General features: G+C 59.9%; 13 protein-coding genes. 6 read left to right on the forward strand and 7 right to left on the reverse strand.

Annotation, left to right across the window (positions count from 1 at the left end; all coding sequences use genetic code 11):
- Nucleotides 1-127: 127 nt before the first annotated feature.
- On the reverse strand, nucleotides 128-2,320 hold the full coding sequence (glgB, locus tag BLP65_RS05405) for a 1,4-alpha-glucan branching protein GlgB (RefSeq protein WP_092993630.1): 2,193 nt from the start codon (nucleotides 2,318-2,320) through the stop codon (nucleotides 128-130).
- A gap of 147 nt (nucleotides 2,321-2,467) precedes the next feature.
- Here glgB and glgC point away from each other — a divergent pair, with 147 nt between their 5' ends.
- The 4 genes from glgC to BLP65_RS16855 all read left to right on the forward strand — a co-directional run bounded on the left by glgC (nucleotide 2,468) and on the right by BLP65_RS16855 (nucleotide 7,696).
- Nucleotides 2,468-3,736, forward strand: coding sequence for a glucose-1-phosphate adenylyltransferase (gene glgC / locus BLP65_RS05410; protein WP_092993633.1), 1,269 nt, complete (start codon nucleotides 2,468-2,470; stop codon nucleotides 3,734-3,736).
- Nucleotides 3,726-5,426 (forward strand): glycoside hydrolase family 57 protein, encoded by a 1,701-nt coding sequence (locus BLP65_RS05415; RefSeq protein WP_092993636.1) that lies wholly within the window; start codon nucleotides 3,726-3,728, stop codon nucleotides 5,424-5,426. Before glgC ends, BLP65_RS05415 begins: the two co-directional genes overlap by 11 nt.
- Nucleotides 5,427-5,429: 3 nt before the next feature.
- Nucleotides 5,430-6,911 (forward strand): 4-alpha-glucanotransferase, encoded by a 1,482-nt coding sequence (malQ, locus tag BLP65_RS05420; protein WP_092993639.1) that lies wholly within the window; start codon nucleotides 5,430-5,432, stop codon nucleotides 6,909-6,911.
- Between the two features lie 614 nt (nucleotides 6,912-7,525).
- The gene (locus BLP65_RS16855) at nucleotides 7,526-7,696 is read left to right on the forward strand and encodes a hypothetical protein (protein ID WP_175452453.1); all 171 of its coding nucleotides are present in this window, start codon (nucleotides 7,526-7,528) and stop codon (nucleotides 7,694-7,696) included.
- 304 nt (nucleotides 7,697-8,000) lie between these two features.
- Here BLP65_RS16855 and BLP65_RS05425 read toward each other — a convergent pair whose 3' ends face one another.
- Nucleotides 8,001-8,375, reverse strand: a complete 375-nt coding sequence (locus BLP65_RS05425) for a hypothetical protein (protein ID WP_092993642.1) — start codon at nucleotides 8,373-8,375, stop codon at nucleotides 8,001-8,003.
- Between the two features lie 202 nt (nucleotides 8,376-8,577).
- Here BLP65_RS05425 and BLP65_RS05430 point away from each other — a divergent pair, with 202 nt between their 5' ends.
- On the forward strand, nucleotides 8,578-10,164 hold the full coding sequence (locus tag BLP65_RS05430) for a sensor histidine kinase (RefSeq protein WP_139181426.1): 1,587 nt from the start codon (nucleotides 8,578-8,580) through the stop codon (nucleotides 10,162-10,164).
- A 60-nt stretch (nucleotides 10,165-10,224) separates the two neighbouring features.
- On the opposite strand, the gene BLP65_RS05435 is transcribed toward BLP65_RS05430, so the two are convergent.
- The 3 genes from BLP65_RS05435 to BLP65_RS05445 form a co-directional block, all read right to left on the reverse strand.
- A complete protein-coding gene (locus tag BLP65_RS05435; RefSeq protein WP_092993648.1) occupies nucleotides 10,225-11,310 on the reverse strand; it encodes a 5-(carboxyamino)imidazole ribonucleotide synthase in 1,086 nt (361 codons plus the stop codon).
- Nucleotides 11,307-11,801 (reverse strand): 5-(carboxyamino)imidazole ribonucleotide mutase, encoded by a 495-nt coding sequence (gene purE, locus BLP65_RS05440; protein WP_092993651.1) that lies wholly within the window; start codon nucleotides 11,799-11,801, stop codon nucleotides 11,307-11,309. The genes BLP65_RS05435 and purE overlap by 4 nt, the downstream gene beginning before the upstream one ends.
- A 308-nt stretch (nucleotides 11,802-12,109) precedes the next feature.
- Entirely contained in the window at nucleotides 12,110-13,069 is a 960-nt protein-coding gene (locus tag BLP65_RS05445) for a LysR family transcriptional regulator (protein WP_092993653.1), read from the reverse strand.
- Nucleotides 13,070-13,210: 141 nt separating this feature from the next.
- Here BLP65_RS05445 and BLP65_RS05450 point away from each other — a divergent pair, with 141 nt between their 5' ends.
- Complete coding sequence (locus tag BLP65_RS05450; protein WP_092993656.1) at nucleotides 13,211-14,407, forward strand: class II fructose-bisphosphate aldolase; 1,197 nt, start codon at nucleotides 13,211-13,213, stop codon at nucleotides 14,405-14,407.
- Here the strand turns inward: BLP65_RS05450 and BLP65_RS05455 are convergent.
- Together BLP65_RS05455 and BLP65_RS05460 are read right to left on the reverse strand one after the other, a co-directional pair.
- Entirely contained in the window at nucleotides 14,404-15,699 is a 1,296-nt protein-coding gene (locus tag BLP65_RS05455; protein ID WP_175452454.1) for a tetratricopeptide repeat protein, read from the reverse strand. The genes BLP65_RS05450 and BLP65_RS05455 overlap by 4 nt on opposite strands.
- 44 nt (nucleotides 15,700-15,743) lie before the next feature.
- Complete coding sequence (locus BLP65_RS05460) at nucleotides 15,744-16,475, reverse strand: hypothetical protein (protein WP_092993662.1); 732 nt, start codon at nucleotides 16,473-16,475, stop codon at nucleotides 15,744-15,746.
- Between the last annotated feature and the right edge of the window lie 572 nt (nucleotides 16,476-17,047).

Below are 17,047 nucleotides of genomic sequence, written 5' to 3' on the forward strand. Positions count from 1 at the left end.
AGGAGGCGCGCCCCCGCGGCGATGTTCGTCACGAAGGGCATCGCGCCGAGGGCGGCCCTCCTACCGGTCCAGCGGAGGCACAGAACTGGTAGACGACCGCGCCCCCGCGGCGATGTTCATCAAGGATTTAGCGCGCCGGGGGCGGCTCTTCAGGGACTTTCCTCAGGATTACACCGGCCAGCGGTGGAAGAGCAATCTCGATGGAGTGCTCTTTGCCCATGGCGGGCACAGGCCTGCTGGTGATGGGGCCGGAAGGGCCGGCGTTGCTGCCGCCGTAGAACCGGGAATCGGAATTGAAGATGATCTCCCATTGCCCGGAGACCGGGACCCCCAGGCGATAGCCGCTATGCAGCACGGGCGTAAAGTTGAGCGCCACCACCCACTCTTGGCCACCACCGCGGCGGGTGAAAACCAGTCGTGAGGAGTCTGCGTCATCGCAGTCCAGCCACTGAAATCCCTCCGGCTCGAAGTCGTGGGCATGCAGCGCCGGAGAATCCCGATAAAGGTGGTTGAGGTCGGCAACCAGCGACCTTACACCGTTGTGGTTTTCATGTTCCAGCAAATGCCAGTCGAGCGGCCCTTCGAAATTCCACTCCCGGCCCTGCGCGAACTCGTTGCCCATGAACAGCAGCTTTTTACCCGGCATGGTAAATAGGTAGGTATAGAGCAGTCGCAGGTTGGCAAAGCGCTGCCATTCATCGCCCGGCATCTTTTCGAGCATGGAGCGCTTCATGTGCACCACTTCGTCATGAGAGAAGGGGAGCATGAAATTTTCGCTGAAGGCATACATGAGCCCGAAGGTGAGTTGGTCATGGTGCCAGCGGCGGTGGACGGGATCCTTGTGCATGTAGGAGAGGGTGTCGTTCATCCAGCCCATATTCCACTTCAGCGAAAAGCCGAGGCCGCCCTCGCTCACCGGGCGTGATACACCCGGCCAGGCGGTGGATTCTTCCGCCATGGTGAGCACACCGGGGGCCTGCTGGTACACCACCGTATTCAGCTCTTTCAGGAATTCGACAGCCTCCAGGTGTTCCCGTCCCCCATGGACGTTGGGGAGCCACTCTCCAGGCTCGCGGGAATAGTCGAGGTAGAGCATCGAGGCAACGGCATCCACGCGCAGACCGTCGAGGTGCAGCTCCTCGAGCCAGTAGAGTGCGCTCGCAATGAGAAAGGCCTTAACCTCTTTACGACCGAAGTTGAAGATGTAGGTACCCCAGTCCTGGTGCTCACCCCGGCGCGGGTCGGCATGCTCGTAGAGGGGCGTGCCGTCAAAATTTGCCAGGGCATGATCATCCTTGGGAAAGTGGGCCGGAACCCAGTCAAGGATTACCCCGATACCGCTCTCGTGGCAGAGATTGACGAAGTAGCGAAAATCATCGGGGGTGCCGAAGCGGCTGGTAGGGGCGAAATAGCCGGTGGCCTGATAGCCCCAGGAGCCATCGAACGGATGTTCGGTGACCGGTAGTAGTTCGATATGGGTGAAACCGTTTTCAAGCACGTAGGGGACCAGTCGGTGGGCCAAGTCCCGGTAGTTCAGAAACCGGCCATCCTCCTGGCGCTGCCAGGAGCCCGGGTGGACCTCGTAGATGGATAGGGGAGCGTGTTGCCAGTCACGGCTGGCACGCTCCGCCATCCAGGCTTCATCCTTCCAGCGGAAGTCGTCCGGACCCTCCACAATGGCGGCTGTCGAGGGGCGTAATTCGAAGCGGCGGCCATAGGGGTCGGTCTTGAGGTGGATGCCGCCGTTGCGATCCCGAAGCTCGAACTTGTAGAGCATGCCGGCTTCCAGTTCGGGAACAAACAGCTCCCATACACCGCAGCCGCCACGCGATCGCATGGGGTGTGCGCGTCCATCCCACTGGTTGAAATCTCCGACTACACTCACCCGGTCGGCATTTGGAGCCCATACGCCGAAGAGAACACCACGAATACCGTCTACACTTACTACCCGGGCACCGAGAAAACGATAGGGGTGACGGTGCTGCCCCTCGCCGAACAAGTGCAAGTCAAAATCGGTCAGGCGGGGAGGGAAGGCATAGGGATCGTGCCGTATCCGAGTGCGACCGTGGTGATCGGTCAGGACCAATGCATAACGTTCGGGAACCGCGTCGGGTTTGCCACGCCATTCAAAAAGGTCGGTATTAGGGATACGATCCATCGGCAATGGCCGATCACGGCTCTCTATGGCAGCTTCTGCCGTACCCGGCAGGAAAGCCCGAATCACAATGCCGTCGCCGTCCGGGTGGCGCCCCAGGACCTCAAAAGGATCATGATGCCGTGCCTCGAGGATTTTTTGTTCTCCCTCGGACAGGTTCTTCACATGTGCTTCATTAAGCGATGTTAAGCTGGTCAAGCCTTGGCTCCCGTCACGCGGTTAGGCAAAGAAAAAGCAGGCTCAAGCATACCGGAATGGGCAGAGGCTCTAAACCGGAGTGAATTCGATAACAACAAAAGGGGAATATTTCGAATGCCCGTGAAGATGACACCGCGGTTTGTCAGCCGTATCACCCGCGATACCCTGGCACTAATCCTTGCGGGTGGCAGTGGCACGCGTCTCAAAGGGTTGACGCGCTGGCGCTCCAAGCCTTCGGTTCCGTTCGGGGGCAAATTTCGGATAATCGACTTCCCGCTGTCCAACTGTGTCAATTCCGGCATTCGTCGTATGGGAGTGCTGACGCAGTACAAGTCTCACTCGCTGATTCGCCACCTGCAGCACGGCTGGAACTTCTTCCGGGGCGAAATGGGAGAGTTCATAGAGATTCTGCCGGCGCAACAGCGCATCGATGCGGGCTGGTATGCGGGCACCGCTGATGCACTGTACCAGAACCTGGACATCATTCGGCTCCACCAGCCGGAGTATGTGCTGGTATTGGCCGGCGACCACATTTACCAGATGGACTACGGCCCCATGCTTGCCTATCACGTGGAACAGGGTGCCGATGTGACCATCGGTTGCTTCGAGGTTCCCGTCGAGACCGCACGTTCGTTTGGTGTGATGGGGATCGATGATGACTGGAAAGTCACCAGCTTCCGGGAGAAGCCGGCCGATCCGGACTCCATCCCCGGGCGTAAAAATGAGGCATTGGCCTCCATGGGAATCTATGTCTTCAATCGTGAATTCCTCTATGAACAACTGATTAGCGATGCCGATAACCCGGAATCTTCCCGGGATTTTGGCAAGGATGTCATTCCCAATATCATTAATCATTGCAAGGTTTACGCCTATCCGTTTCGGGATCCGGAGACCGGGAAACAGGCCTACTGGCGGGATGTGGGGACCATCGACGCTTACTGGGCGGCCAATATGGAGCTGATCGGCGTCACCCCCGAATTGAATCTCTATAACACCGAGTGGCCCATCTGGACCTACCAGGCCCAGCTGCCTCCGGCCAAGTTCATTTTTGACGACCCGGATCGCCGGGGCATGGCCGTGGACTCGATGGTTTCCGGTGGCTGCATCATCTCGGGAGCACAGGTCCACCACTCACTGCTGTTCTCGAATGTCTATGTCAATTCCCATGCCCGAGTGGATGATTCGGTGGTGCTGCCGGATGTCACCATTGGCAGGCGCGCCAGAATCCGTCGTGCGGTGATCGACAAGGGGGTGGTCATCCCGGAGGGAATGGTGATCGGCGAGGACCCGGTAGAGGACGCCAAGCGTTTTCACGTAAGCGAAGGCGGCATCGTACTGGTCTGCCCCGAAATGCTCGGACAGTCACTCCACCATGTCCGATAAGTCGCCCCTGAAGGTCGTGCTGTGCTGGCATATGCACCAGCCCCATTACTTTGACCGTGAAAACGGTGAATACCGGCTGCCGTGGACCTATCTGCATGCCACCAAGGATTACGTCGATATGGCGGCGATCCTCGAGGAGATCCCGGGGGCACGGGCGGTGGTCAACTTTGCCCCGACGCTCCTTGAGCAAATCGACGACTATGCCGAACAGGTGCGGGCGTATCTCGATACGGAAAGCCCGATCCGGGACCCGTTGCTGGCCACCCTGGTCAGCCCCGCCTTTCCAAGCAGTGTCGAGGAGCGTGTCGAACTCATTCGCAGCTGCTTGAGGGCCAACGAGAGCCGTCTCATTCAGCGCTTCGAACCCTTCCAAGAATTGGCTCAACTGGCCCGGCACATGTTGGCAGAGCCCCACTTGACCACCTATCTGGAAGAGCAGTACTTTGCCGACCTGGTGACCTGGTATCACCTCGCGTGGATGGGGGAAACGGTGCGCCGTGGCGATGATCGTGTCCGCAAGCTCATGGATCATGGACGGGAGTTCTCGCTGCACCAGCGGCGCGAGCTGCTGGAAGTGATTTCCGGACTGCTCTCGGGAGTGTTGGAGCGCTATCGCCGCCTGGCCGAGTCGAACAAGGTGGAGTTGTCGGTGACCCCCTACGCCCACCCGATTATTCCCCTGCTGCTGGAGATCGACACTGCGCGCGAGACGCAGCCTGAAGCACCGATGCCGGAAATGTCCGTTTATCCGGGGGGAGAGGAGCGGGTGAAGTGGCATATCGACGAGGGGCTGCGCGTCTTTGAACGCCATTTCGGTTTCCGCCCGGTGGGCTGCTGGCCTTCGGAAGGTGGCATCAGTGATGCAACCGTGAGAGCACTCGATGCAGCGGGATTCTCCTGGGTAGCCACCGGTGAAAGTGTTCTGCGCAACAGCCTCGGGAACGGCGGAATCGAGGTGGACTGCATTCACCGGCCCTATCGGCTCGAAGGTACCGAAGGACACTGCTTTTTCCGGGATGATGGCCTTTCGGACCTGATCGGATTCACCTACGCCGACTGGCGTGCCGACGATGCCGTCGGCGATCTGATCCATCATCTGGAGAACATCGCAGACGCCTGTGCCCACGAACCCAACCGCGTCGTGTCCATCATCCTTGACGGCGAAAATGCCTGGGAACATTACGCGAATAACGGCTACCCTTTTCTGGCAACGCTGTATCGCTCGCTTGCGGAACATCCCGACCTCGAATTGACCACGTTTGCCGAAACCCTCGAAAAGGGAATAGAACCGACTCAATTGCCACATCTGGTGGCGGGCAGCTGGGTCTACGGTACCTTTTCCACCTGGATCGGCGATACGGACAAGAATCGGGGCTGGGACCTGCTCGGCCATGCCAAGGAGGCTTTCGACACGGCTGTGGCTGAGAAAAAGCTCAAGGGAGAGCGGCTGGCCAAAGCCGAACAGCAGTTGGCGATTTGCGAAGGTTCCGACTGGTTCTGGTGGTTTGGCGACTACAACCCGTCCGATTCGGTACGCGATTTCGAACGGCTCTATCGGCTACAGTTGTGCGAATTGTATCGCCTGATTGGAGCCGAGCCACCCGAAGAGTTGGCTCACATTATTTCTCATGGAGGAGGAGGCGCCCCGGCAACGGGAGGCGTTATGCGTCGTGGCAAGGAGGCACACTGAGCGATGACCGAACCTGTAGCCCACAGCCCGCTCCAGGAGCGGAGCGCGGGAATATTACTACAACCGACATCGCTGCCGGGGCGTTGGGAAACGGGCGATCTCGGACCGGAGGCCTTTCGGTTTGTCGAATTCCTTGCCGCCGCCGGCCAACGCGTCTGGCAGATATTGCCCATCGGCCCGACTCACAGCGATCGATCGCCCTACCAGGCCCTTTCGGTGCATGCTGGCAATCCCGATCTCATCAGTATCGAGAAGCTGGTGGAATGGGGATGGCTCGATGACCATCGCATTGAGGGCTTCGATACCGAAGCCAAGCGGCGTCTGATCCGAGAAGCGCGCGACGGCTTCCGTACCCGGGGCGAGGAGGAAGACCACGCTGATTTTTCCCGGTTCCTCAAGGCCAACGCCGACTGGCTGACCGATTTTGCGCTGTTTCGGGTCATCAAGGAGATGCAGCAGGACAAGGGCTGGACCGACTGGCCTGCCGCACTGCGTGATCGGGACGAGACGGTGCTGCAGGAACTCGGGGAGGCGCAGGCAGACGAGCTCGACCTGATTCACTTCGAACAGTATGTATTCTTCCGCCAATGGTGGAACCTGAAGGCCTATGCCAACCAGAATCGCATCGGCATCTTCGGCGACATGCCCATCTTTGTCGCCCACGACAGTGCGGACGTCTGGTCTTGCCGTGAATGCTTTCTACTCGATGATGAAGGTCATCCCACCGTGGTCGCCGGGGTTCCTCCCGACTATTTTTCCGAGACCGGTCAGCGCTGGGGCAACCCGCACTACGATTGGGAGTGGCTGGAAGCCAATGGCTTCGAGTGGTGGGTGCACCGGATGGAGTCGCAACTGGCTCTGTTCGATCTGGTGCGTATCGACCACTTCCGGGGTTTCCAGGCCTCCTGGGAAGTTCCGGCTCATGAGGAGACGGCAATGAACGGCCGCTGGGTTGAAGCGCCCGGCGATCAGCTCTTCACGGCGCTGCGAAAGCGTTTCGACCCGCTGCCGGTGGTGGCCGAGGACCTGGGAACGATTACCCCCGAAGTGCTGGAGTTGCGGGACAAGTATGCCCTGCCGGGCATGAAAATCCTGCAGTTCGCTTTCGACAGCGGTCCCGACAACCCATACCTGCCGCACAATCAGGAAGTCAACAGTGTGGTCTATACCGGGACTCACGACAACGACACCACGGTGGGATGGTTCGACGGCCTTCCGAACGCGATCAGCGCCCAGGTTCTGGACTATCTCGGTAATCCCGCTGAATCGATGCCCTGGCCATTGATCCGAAGTGCTTATGCATCGGTGGCGCAACTGGCGGTGATTCCGTTGCAGGACGCCCTGGCCCTTGGTAGCGAGCATCGGATGAATATCCCGGGAACCACCGCCGACAATTGGCAGTGGCGCTTCGGTTGGGACATGATTCCCGAAGGAATCCCGGAAAAACTGCATCACTTGTCGTATCTTTATGGACGTCTGCCGTAGGATCATCTTGCGAAGCAAGGCGTCTCCTGATGAACTTGCCTTCCCCTGCTGTGATTACGAGGACGCCTACATGGATGTAGGTGGTAGAGCGACGCATGCCGCCATGGATGGCGGTAGTAGAGAATGTCTGGAACCTATTCTCGAGGATGCCAAAGCCGAGCCCCGGCGACGAAGTGACCTCTACTGCCAACCCCGGGATTGTCGCGTCGCCGAGGCTCCTCCTGAAGAACTTGATGATTCACCCTTTGAATTTCGAACCACGGGGAACACGGGGCGCACGGGGGAGGAAATAACCCGAAAAACTTGTTTTTACCCCGTGGTCCCCGTGTACCCCGTGGTTATCAGTTCTTCAGTGATTCGGGCCTGTGCAGCAGGGGGTGCGGCTCGCAATAACGGCTAAGAGTTCGTCGTCGATTCGGGCCGCACAACGGGTACGGTTCGCAACGAAGTTCGGGTCCGAAATGTGAACGGCGCCATCGAACCGGTTCGGCCGAAGGCATTACACTAACATGACGTAGAGTAGTTCCAGGCCAGCAGAATCTGGGCTGGATTCATGGAAACGTTACCCGCAGCTGCCGCAGCGCATTGCACTGAATAAAAACCAAGGAGCAAGCATGGAAGAGACACAGCGCACATTCTGGAGCCGCGCAATGCAGGCGAGTCTGTCGGAATTCATCAGCCGACCCAGTGACGCAAGCCAGTCCGAGCTGGAGAAGTTGTTGAACGAATATCGAGAGGCGGTAGACAAGGGTGAGGTGGTACTTTACAAGCCACGCGCCGCGTGACTGGAGATGCAAGGACGCGTGCCCTGTTCGACCTGTGGCAAGCCCCTGCGGGAGCGGCACTCCGCACCAAAAACAAAAAGGCCGCGGCGGTTTCCCGGCGCGGCCCTGGCGGATTGTGTCTGAGGAGACAGTGTCGTCCTTGACCCCCCGGTTCCCTTCGGAAACTCCACCGATTCCCTTCACCAGAAATAGTGGCACACCCTTCCTGTCCGGTCTGTAGGCGTTTCCTCATTTTGTTGTAGGAATAATCCTACAGAGACGGGCGGTACACGCGTGACGATGGAGAATTCGGCGAGGCACTTGGTTACTCCGGCGGCTCTACCGGCCCGAAACGGTCATCCAGATGCTGTTTCCAGAAGATCAGAACGGCCACGTGCACAAAGGCCGCCAGCATGATGAACCCCGCAGCCATCACCAGCAGCGGGATTCCGAGCAGATGCAGGCTGATCAGATAAGCGATCATGCAACCGGCGATGCCCCTGGCCGAACGGTCGATGTAGGCTCCGAGATGGGCCTGGACGTGGCGCTGGTTGGCCCGCATGGCGTGACGGCGAGCGGCTGCATTCATGTCGCTGCGGATAGGATGGGGCTTTGGCAGCGCCAGTGGCGACAGGAACATCGCAAAAAGACGCGGCAACGAATAGCTTTCCCAGCTGGCCGTAATTTCCCTTTCAGCCATAATTCCATCTCCCCCGATTACTTGTATGCTCCTATGCTCATGGGTAGTAGGCTTAAGCGATTTATGCCATCGGCACTTATTCGGACGCCCCAGTCAGTCGCCACTCCGTTGTTGAGCTTAACTTTGATAAGTCTGATGGGTCGAGAGGCTCCATGCGGTGGATGGACGTTCTTTTACACAAAAAGGCTGGCTGCCGTGGCTTGTGTTCGCTATTACCGTCTTGCTTGGATTGGTGGTTGCGACGGCTCTCTATCGGCTGGACGATGATAAACACGCCACTCACTTCGAACTGGCTGTCAGGGAGCGGATTCATTGGCTTGAGAGCGGGATAACGGTTGAGTTCCGGCCCCTTAGGCGAATGGCGGCCGTATTCGCTTTCCAACGTGGAGAAATTTCCGAGCAGGAATTCATAGAGCTGGCACAGAGTGCCGAATTATCGGAGCAGCCGGAACTGCTGGCAATACAGTGGCTCGCCAAGGAGAAAACTCCATCGGGCCAGGAAGTGTTTCCGGTCCATTACAGTTATACGCTCACTGTTGGTGCCGATCACGATCTGCAAACCGATCCGGTGCCGCGAGCCCTACTGGAGCAGGCCCGGCAACGAAGGGATTCTTCTCTGTCACCCTGGTATCGTGCGCACGGAATGGTCCGCTTTCGGGTGGTTCGGCCGGTATTCGGAGAGCGCGGAGGTGAACTCCTTGGCTTCATCTCCGGCATTTATCGTGTTGACCTCCTGCTGGAGGCGGTTCTTCGTCCTTCCGAGCCGATCTCCATGGACTTGTTTATCGTCGATGCCAGTGCCGACGTACCGGGTTATTTTCACCAGTCCCGAAGCGTGTTTCGGCCGGTGGGTCCCAATATAGGTCCGTTTCCCGATAGCCGCAGGCTCACCCGCATGGTGAACCTGTTTGGAGTGGATTGGCGTGTCATCGCCGTATCGCAACCCGGGGTTTTTATAGCTTCGCCATGGGGATTTCTGGTCATTGGTATCGGCGGCGTTCTCTTCGGTACCATCCTTTCGACTTACCTGCGAATGCTGCTTGGGCGGGAAGCCCGAGTTCATCAGTTGGTGGAGCTTCGAACCGATGAGCTCAATAGACGCACCGAACAACTCCAGACCCTGAATGCGGAACTGGAGAACTTCGCCTATATCGCCTCCCATGATCTCAGGGCGCCACTGCGGGCCGTCTCACAGCTGGTGTCCTCAATCGAAGAGGATGGCGCTGAAACAATGGACGTTGAATTGATACGTCGGATGCGTTTGATTCGAGAGCGGGTCCAACGTATGGATGACCTCATCGAAGGACTGCTCATCTACTCCAGGGCAGGGGGGACGATTATCGAAGCGCACGACCGGGTGCCACTGGGGTCATTGCTGCAGGAGCTGTCGGACGAATTACCCCTTCCGGCCCATTTTCGGGTCGAAATCAGGGCGCCCATGCCCACTTTGCGTGGCAATGCGCTGCATCTGAGGCAGATCTTCCAGAACTTGCTCATCAATGCGGCGGCCCATCACGACCATCCGGAATCCGGCATGGTCAGGATATCGGCCCGAGATGAGGACAAGTTCTGGCGTCTAGATATCGCGGATAATGGTCCGGGGATCCCGCCGGATGAGCGGGAACGGGTATTTCGGATGTTTGCATCGACCGGGGGCAAGGATGGCGGGGTGCACGCCGGAATTGGTCTAGCCCTGGTCAGAAAGCTCGTGCATGGCTATGGCGGTCGAATCGACATGATCGAAAATCAGCCGCGCGGTGTCCGGTTTCGGATCTGGTGGCCCAAATAGGCAGCCATTGACCCTGCGCTATTTGCCCTCAAGTTGGCTCTTTCCACCTGGATTGATTATTTACGTGGAAAGCGTATCACGCACTTTTTCCATGCGCCTTTTCAGTTCGGTTGTGTTCTCTGCCCGCACCGTGATGTGCCCAACCTTGCGACCTTCGCGTGCGGCCTTGCCGTAGGCGTGGAGGTGGGCACCGGGAATGGCGAGGATGGCGGCGGTATCCGGCAGGTCACCGATCAGGTTGAACATGGCGCTATAGCCCACCGGCGTGGTGGGACCGAGCGGCAGGCCGCAGATGGCACGCAGGTGGTTTTCGAACTGGCTGGTCTCCGCACCCTCGATGGTCCAGTGCCCGGAGTTGTGGACGCGCGGCGCCATTTCGTTGGCCAGCAGCCGGTCACCGGCCTGAAACAGCTCCAGGGCCACCACCCCGACATAATCGAGGCTCTCGAGCAGGCGGCCAATGTAGTCCTCGGCGGCGGCCTGCTGTGGATCCCCGGGACGGCAGTGGGAGAAGCGTAAAATACCGCTGATGTGTACATTTTCCGTCAGCGGATAACAGCGGATCTCGCCATTGCGGCTGCGAGCGGCAATGATGGAGACCTCGCGCTCGAATTCGACAAAGCCTTCGAGGATCAGCGGCACGCCACCGAGCTCCGCCCAGGCCGTATCGATATCCGCCGTGCTACGCAGCACGTATTGGCCCTTGCCGTCGTAGCCGAGGGTGCGGGTCTTGAGGACGGCCGGCAGCCCGATCGAGGCGGTCGCGCTCTCCAGCTCCTCCCGGGAGTCAACGGTTGCAAACGGGGCAGTGGGAATGCCCAGGGTCGTACTCAGCAGAGTCTTCTCGCGCAGGCGGTCGCGGCCGGTTGCCAGCGCGTTCGGAGAGGGATGGACCGAGGCCAAGTCGGCGAGGGACTGCACCGCCTGTTCGGGCACGTTTTCGAATTCATAGGTGACGACGTCGACGGCATCCGCCAGTGCCTTGAGCTGGTCGCGATCATCATAGGCACCTTGCAACTGTTGCGTAACGGCCCCTGCACAGGCGTCGGCTGCCGGGTCGAGCACGACGGTTTCGATGCCAAGCGGGTGACCGGCAAGCGCCAGCATTCGCGCCAGCTGCCCACCTCCGATGATACCAACCTTCATGTGACCTCCCTGGGATCGGGCCGCTCCAGGACCCTGTCGGTCTGCTCCTGCCGGAAGGCATGCAGCGCCTTGCGGAATTGCGGATGCTTGTTGCCGAGGATACCGACCGCCAGCAGTGCCGCGTTCACGGCGCCTGCCCGCCCGATAGCGAGCGTTCCGACGGGTACGCCTGCCGGCATCTGCACAATCGAAAGCAGGGAGTCGACACCATTCAACGCTTTGGACTGCACCGGCACTCCGAGCACCGGCAGAGCGGTCTTTGCGGCGGCCATGCCGGGCAGGTGGGCGGCACCGCCGGCACCGGCGATGAGCACTTCCAGTCCACGGGTTTCGGCTTCGCTGGTGTACTCGAACAAAAGGTCGGGCGTGCGGTGGGCGGAGACCACCTTCACCTCATGGGGAACACCGAGCTTTTCCAGCGTCTCGGCTGTGTGTTGCAGGGTGTCCCAGTCCGACACCGACCCCATGATGAGGCCGACCAGTGGTTGCATTACAATCTCCCGAATTGGATCTGAATTTCCTGAGCCCGTGTTCTTCGCTCCGATATCGGAGGCCGGAAGGTGGCATCGGCCTTCAGGCCTTCAAGCGAGGATTGGAGTTCATCCCGGTTGTAGCGGGTGAGCCGTCGGGGCGGTTTAAAAAAGGAAGATTACCCCGCCTGGGGCGCACCGGGAAAGTCTTTGGCTGTATCCGCGGCCTGTTGGGGCCGCTACGCTGCAGGCTTGAAGGCGACCGCACATTGTACAGATGCACATTCAGTGTGCCAAAAAAATGCCGAATCCCGCCCGCTGCCCGACCTTCAGCATGAGACAGTTCTGCTTGCCGGCCCCGTTGGGTCGGACGCGTGGGACACTCCTTTCAAGGCGTCCGTCATCGAAAAAAGCGATTCCCGAAAGGCCACTGCCGCCGGGCTGAGCTTTTTGCCCGCAAGGTGGGCCACGAACCAGTCGCTACGTAGCGGAAAACCGCGCACATCAAGCCGCACCAATTCCCCCGAAGCCAGTTCCGCCTGCACGGTGGACTCGGACAGCACGGCCACGCCAAGGCCACCCGCCACTGTCTGCTTTATCGCTTCGTTGCTCCCCAGTTCCATGCGGGTCCGGGGCGTGATGCCGTGGTCGTCGAAGAACCGCTCTGCCGCACGGCGAGTGCCGGAACCTTCCTCACGGAGGATGAAAGGTAGACCGTTCAACAGAACCGGCGCTATGTCCGTTTCTCCTGCCAGGGTGTGATCGGCAGAAGCGACCAGTGCCAGGCGGTTTTCCGCAAACGGTTCGGCGATCACCCGCAGCCGTTCGGGAGGGCGCCCCAATATATAGAGATCGTCCCGATTGGCGGCAAGCCGCTCAAGCAGCTGTTGCCGGTTTCCCACGAACAGCATCACTTCAATTTCCGGGTGCTGGCGGCTGAATTCCCCGAGCAGGCGGGGACCGAAGTACTTGGCCGTAGTAAGGATGGCCAGACGGAGGCTGCCGCACTCCAGACCCTGCATCGATGCCAGCTCCAGTGCCGTCTGCTCCAGACGATCGAGGACATCGCGGCAGGAACGGCTCACTATCTCGCCGGCTGCGGTGAGATGGAGACCCCTGCCCACCTGTTCATAGAGCGGATGGCCAACGGATTCGGCCAACTGGCGACACTGAATTGAAATTGCCGACGGGCTCAGGTGCAACTCCTCTGCGGCGCGGGTAACGCTCCGGTGGCGGGCGAGGGTGTCAAAGACGCGCAACTGATGCAGCGTGGCATGACGGATCGGCAAGGGATTAAATCTCTATTTAATGATTGGTTTGGATATGTTAACTCGAATTAAACCATCGCCTCTCCCATACTTCAATCCCGGCCGTGTGGTCATTGTGGACGCTACGGCGGGCACACCTGTAAATCGAGCGAGGAGGTCAATGTGGCTCTGGTGGAAATGAAGGCGATGCTGCGCCACGCCTACGAAAACGGTTACGCGATCGGGGGGGTCGATGTCATCGACCTGGGTTTCCTTGCGGGGGTCATTGACGCTGCCGAACGCTGCAGGGCACCCGTCATCCTCTCGTTGGCGGAATCCCACTTCAGACACTACGACATTGAAGTCCTGATGCCGGCGGTCGAGTCCGCTGCGCAGCGTGCTTCGGTACCGGTCGCCATTCACCTGGACCATGGTGCGAGTCTGGAATCGGCGGTGAAGGCCATCCGGCTCGGTTGCAACGGGGTTATGGTCGACGCCTCGGAAGAGCCGTTGGCGATCAATCGCACACGGACCCGGGAGGTGGTTCAGATGGCGCACGCCTGCGGCGTGCCGGTGGAGGGCGAGATCGGCTATGTGCCCGGTGAGGAGGGCGAGAGCGCAGAACTCCATCCCGGTGCCATCGCCTATACCGATGCCGACACCGCCGAGGACTATGTAAAGGCGACCGGCGTGGATTTCCTGGCGGTCTCCATCGGCACCGTTCACGGGCGTTTTCGAAGAAAGCCGGAACTTGATTTCGACCGGCTGGAACAAATCAACACCACCCTGCGAATGCCACTGGTGATTCACGGCGGGACCGGTCTCGATGATGAGCAGTTCGGCCATCTTGTCCGCCGGGGGGTGGCCAAAATCAATTACTACACAGCCCTTGCCGACGCGGCGGAGCAGGCCGCCCGGAAGGTCATGGACAACGGCCAATATGCCCACCTGTTCGACTGTGTGTCACGGGCCGTTTCGGAAGAGACCGAACGCTGCATGCACCTGTGGGGCAGCGCAGGGCGCGCCGCCGAGGTGCTCTCGCGTTGCCCGGCATGGGAGCCGGTGGAGCACCTCATTACCTATAACGCGGAGCAGGCCGACCCAGCCACCGTGTATGCCACGATGGAGGAGGGCCGAAAAGTACTATCGGCAATCCCGGGAGTCCGCTCCGTCGAAACCGGAGAGGCCATCGACGTGGGGAAAGCACGCTTCCAATACTGCTGGCTTGTCCGCTTCACCCACCCGGCTGTAATTTCCAGCTATCGCGATCACCCCTCACACACAGCCTTCGCCGACCGCCACTTTCGGCCGCTCGCCCCCGAACGGATGTCGATCGACTATCGACTCCTCCGGGGTCTGCAGCCTCCAGATCCGCATTAGAAGGCGGCAGTCAGATTCACTGCGTAGAGGTTGCGGGTGTAGTCATAACGATCCAGATTGGCTTGGTTGTCCGTAAACTCGTAGCGACTAACGATGCGCCATGTCTTGTCGAGTCGCCGGCTCAGCCGAAAATCCGCTCTGTAGCGATCCTCTTCGCGCCGGACGGTGCTGTTGTCGGCGAGGACGTTTTCGTCCGAATAGCGACTGGTCCGGTACTCAAGCTCGGCCTGCAGATTCCAGTTTGGGGCGACAAGCGCATCGTAGCCGCCGCGGAAGGTGTGCCGGACGGGTGAATAGCTGGTGAACGTGGTGGAGGTCCGCAAGTCGTTCCGATCATTGCGGTCGAAGCGGTAAAGCAGTGTGAGGCGCCGATCATCCATCTGACGTCTTCCCCGGGCCTCCAACCGGTCACGGCTGCCCTCGAGTTGATCGTACCGGCTGCTGAGCGCGTCGAATCGGTTATGTCGGTAGCGGAGGCGCACTTGCCATGGCCCCTCCAGGGCACTGTCTCCGGTGAACACGGCACTGACACCGCGCAGGTAGTCGTCGTCATTCAGGGTGCTCTGCTCCAGTTGAACGCCGGCCTCCGTATCCCACCCCGTCAGCGGCCTGGCGACAGCCACTCCTCCCTGCCAGAAGGTCAAATCGTACGCCGAGATGTCCTGATAGCGGGTTGCGAATACCGTCGCATCCGCCTTTACACCATCCTTGATGGTTCCTCTCAGCGGGCCGAGCGCAAAGGCGTAGGCCTCCAGAAACCAGTCACTGGTCGAGGTGCCTGCCTTGTCGATGGGATCGACCAGGTTGTCATCATAGCCGCTCCCTACTGAAACGGCCGCAATCCAGCTGTCGGCCGGGGGATTCCGGAGACTTTCCAGCTGGGATTTTGCCAGTGTTTGCAGCCTGGGATCGGAGCTGTTCCGGGAGACCAGCGAAAACCAGCGATCGGCTGCGCTTCGGTCACCCACGTCCAGAGCGACCAGTCCAAGGTTGTAATGGGCAAGCGTCTTCAGGGGCGGGTGGACCGCGACCCGCTCGAAGGCCTCTCGCGCCTGGCGGTAGTTGCTCAGCCGGTAGTGGCAAACCCCCAGATTGTAATCGAGTGCCGGTGTGTCGAGGCCGCCCCGACGGGCCTCTTCGAAGGACCGGCAGGCCGCCCCAAAATCACCCGCCCGGAACGCCGCCAGGCCGCGTTCAAACCGCTCCTCCGGGGGCGCTGCGTTCAGCACTCCGCCAAGCACCAACAGTGCTCCCAGGAGGATGGCGCGAATGCTCCTTGACGGACGTTTCACAGGCTCACTTTTCGGTACTCTCCTCGGCATACTCTTTTGCGTTGTCAGTCATCTTCTCTTGCGTCGTCGCGCGCTTCCTCTGCCTGTTCCCTGGCCTCTTCGCGTGCTTCCTCTGCCTGCTCCCTGGCCTCCTCGCGCGCTTCCTCTGCCTGTTCCCTGGCCTCTTCGCGTGCTTCCTCTGCCTGCTCCCTGGCCTCCTCGCGCGCTTCCTCCGCCTGTTCCCTGGCCTCCCGGGCACGCTCCCTGGGCTCCTCCCTGGCCTCCCGGGCACGCTCGTCGGCCTCCTCGCGGGTCTCCCGGGCACGCTCATCGGCCTCATTCCGGGCCTCCCAGGAACGTTCTTCGGCCTCGTCGCGGGCCTCCCAGGCACGCTCTTCGGCCTCGATTCGAACCTCTCGTGCTTCCCCCTTCGTCGTTTTCCGGATTTCCGCGGCCACTTCCTCCGCTTCATTTTTGTGCTCGAGGTACTGTTCGCGTTTCAGGGTCGCCTGGAGATTCTGCTGCCGCTCCTTTTCGCGTTTCTGTTCGTGCTCCTTTTTCTTCGCCCGCTGCTGCGCCTTGTCGAGGTCGCGTTCCCAGACTCGTATGTTTACCTGTTCGCGGAAGCGAGTCTTGATGGAATCGATTTCGGGCAGTTCGATCTGGCGTCGAATCGCCGTACTGTCAGCCTCCTCAACCATCTGCATGGTGACGTCATCCATTCCGGCCGCCTGACCGGTGGTGGGCACCACCAGGGTCAGCCCAAAAACCCAGTAAAGTGAGCATCCTTTCGTCATCAATGCCTCCTTTCAGTTCCTTCAGCCCTCTGGTGAACTCTTGTTCCTTGTCCCGGAGCGGCGCCGATTACCATCGGCCTGGTTCAGGCGCTGGAGTGAACGATGAAGTCACTTCCCGTATCACCACAATTGGTGGATGTCGTGTGCGACATCCCGGTCCGTGATGCGTTTCGCATCAACGGCGTCGAAGCTTCCGTAGCCGCGGTAGAGGAGGGGGCTCCTTCCCTTGGGTATAGTTCGCGTAATGCCGGGAGGCCAGTGAGGTTTTGTCACGTTCCTTGCGGTTCGGTGCTCTAATCGCTTCGCTCCTTCTCCCAAGTTTCATATCCCCTGTCGTCCAGCGCAATGCGGACTAATCATTAAAGCAGGTCAAAAAATGGATTTTAATGATGAGTCCCGAAGCAACGATGTTCGGAACGGCTGTTTTGCCGTTGCTCGATGGTCGTGACCGTGTCCGCCATGCCCGCTGCGGTCTGCCGCCGCGGCTTGGCCGTATTGGTTCTCAGGAGCGTGTTGCGGTTGGGCGGTAGCCATCAGTGTTGGCGGCCGGCAAAGAATTCTCGCAGTTCATG

This window comes from Thiohalomonas denitrificans (assembly GCF_900102855.1).
GTDB classification, from domain to species: Bacteria; Pseudomonadota; Gammaproteobacteria; order Thiohalomonadales; family Thiohalomonadaceae; genus Thiohalomonas; species Thiohalomonas denitrificans.

Coding starts and splice junctions, on each gene's coding strand:
- glgC (WP_092993633.1), top strand. CDS start 2,468: ATGCCCGTGAAGATGACACCGCGGTTTGTCAGCCGTATCACCCGCGAT.
- BLP65_RS05415 (WP_092993636.1), top strand. CDS start 3,726: ATGTCCGATAAGTCGCCCCTGAAGGTCGTGCTGTGCTGGCATATGCAC.
- malQ (WP_092993639.1), top strand. CDS start 5,430: ATGACCGAACCTGTAGCCCACAGCCCGCTCCAGGAGCGGAGCGCGGGA.
- BLP65_RS16855 (WP_175452453.1), top strand. CDS start 7,526: ATGGAAGAGACACAGCGCACATTCTGGAGCCGCGCAATGCAGGCGAGT.
- BLP65_RS05425 (WP_092993642.1), bottom strand. CDS start 8,375: ATGGCTGAAAGGGAAATTACGGCCAGCTGGGAAAGCTATTCGTTGCCG.
- BLP65_RS05435 (WP_092993648.1), bottom strand. CDS start 11,310: ATGAAGGTTGGTATCATCGGAGGTGGGCAGCTGGCGCGAATGCTGGCG.
- purE (WP_092993651.1), bottom strand. CDS start 11,801: ATGCAACCACTGGTCGGCCTCATCATGGGGTCGGTGTCGGACTGGGAC.
- BLP65_RS05460 (WP_092993662.1), bottom strand. CDS start 16,475: ATGACGAAAGGATGCTCACTTTACTGGGTTTTTGGGCTGACCCTGGTG.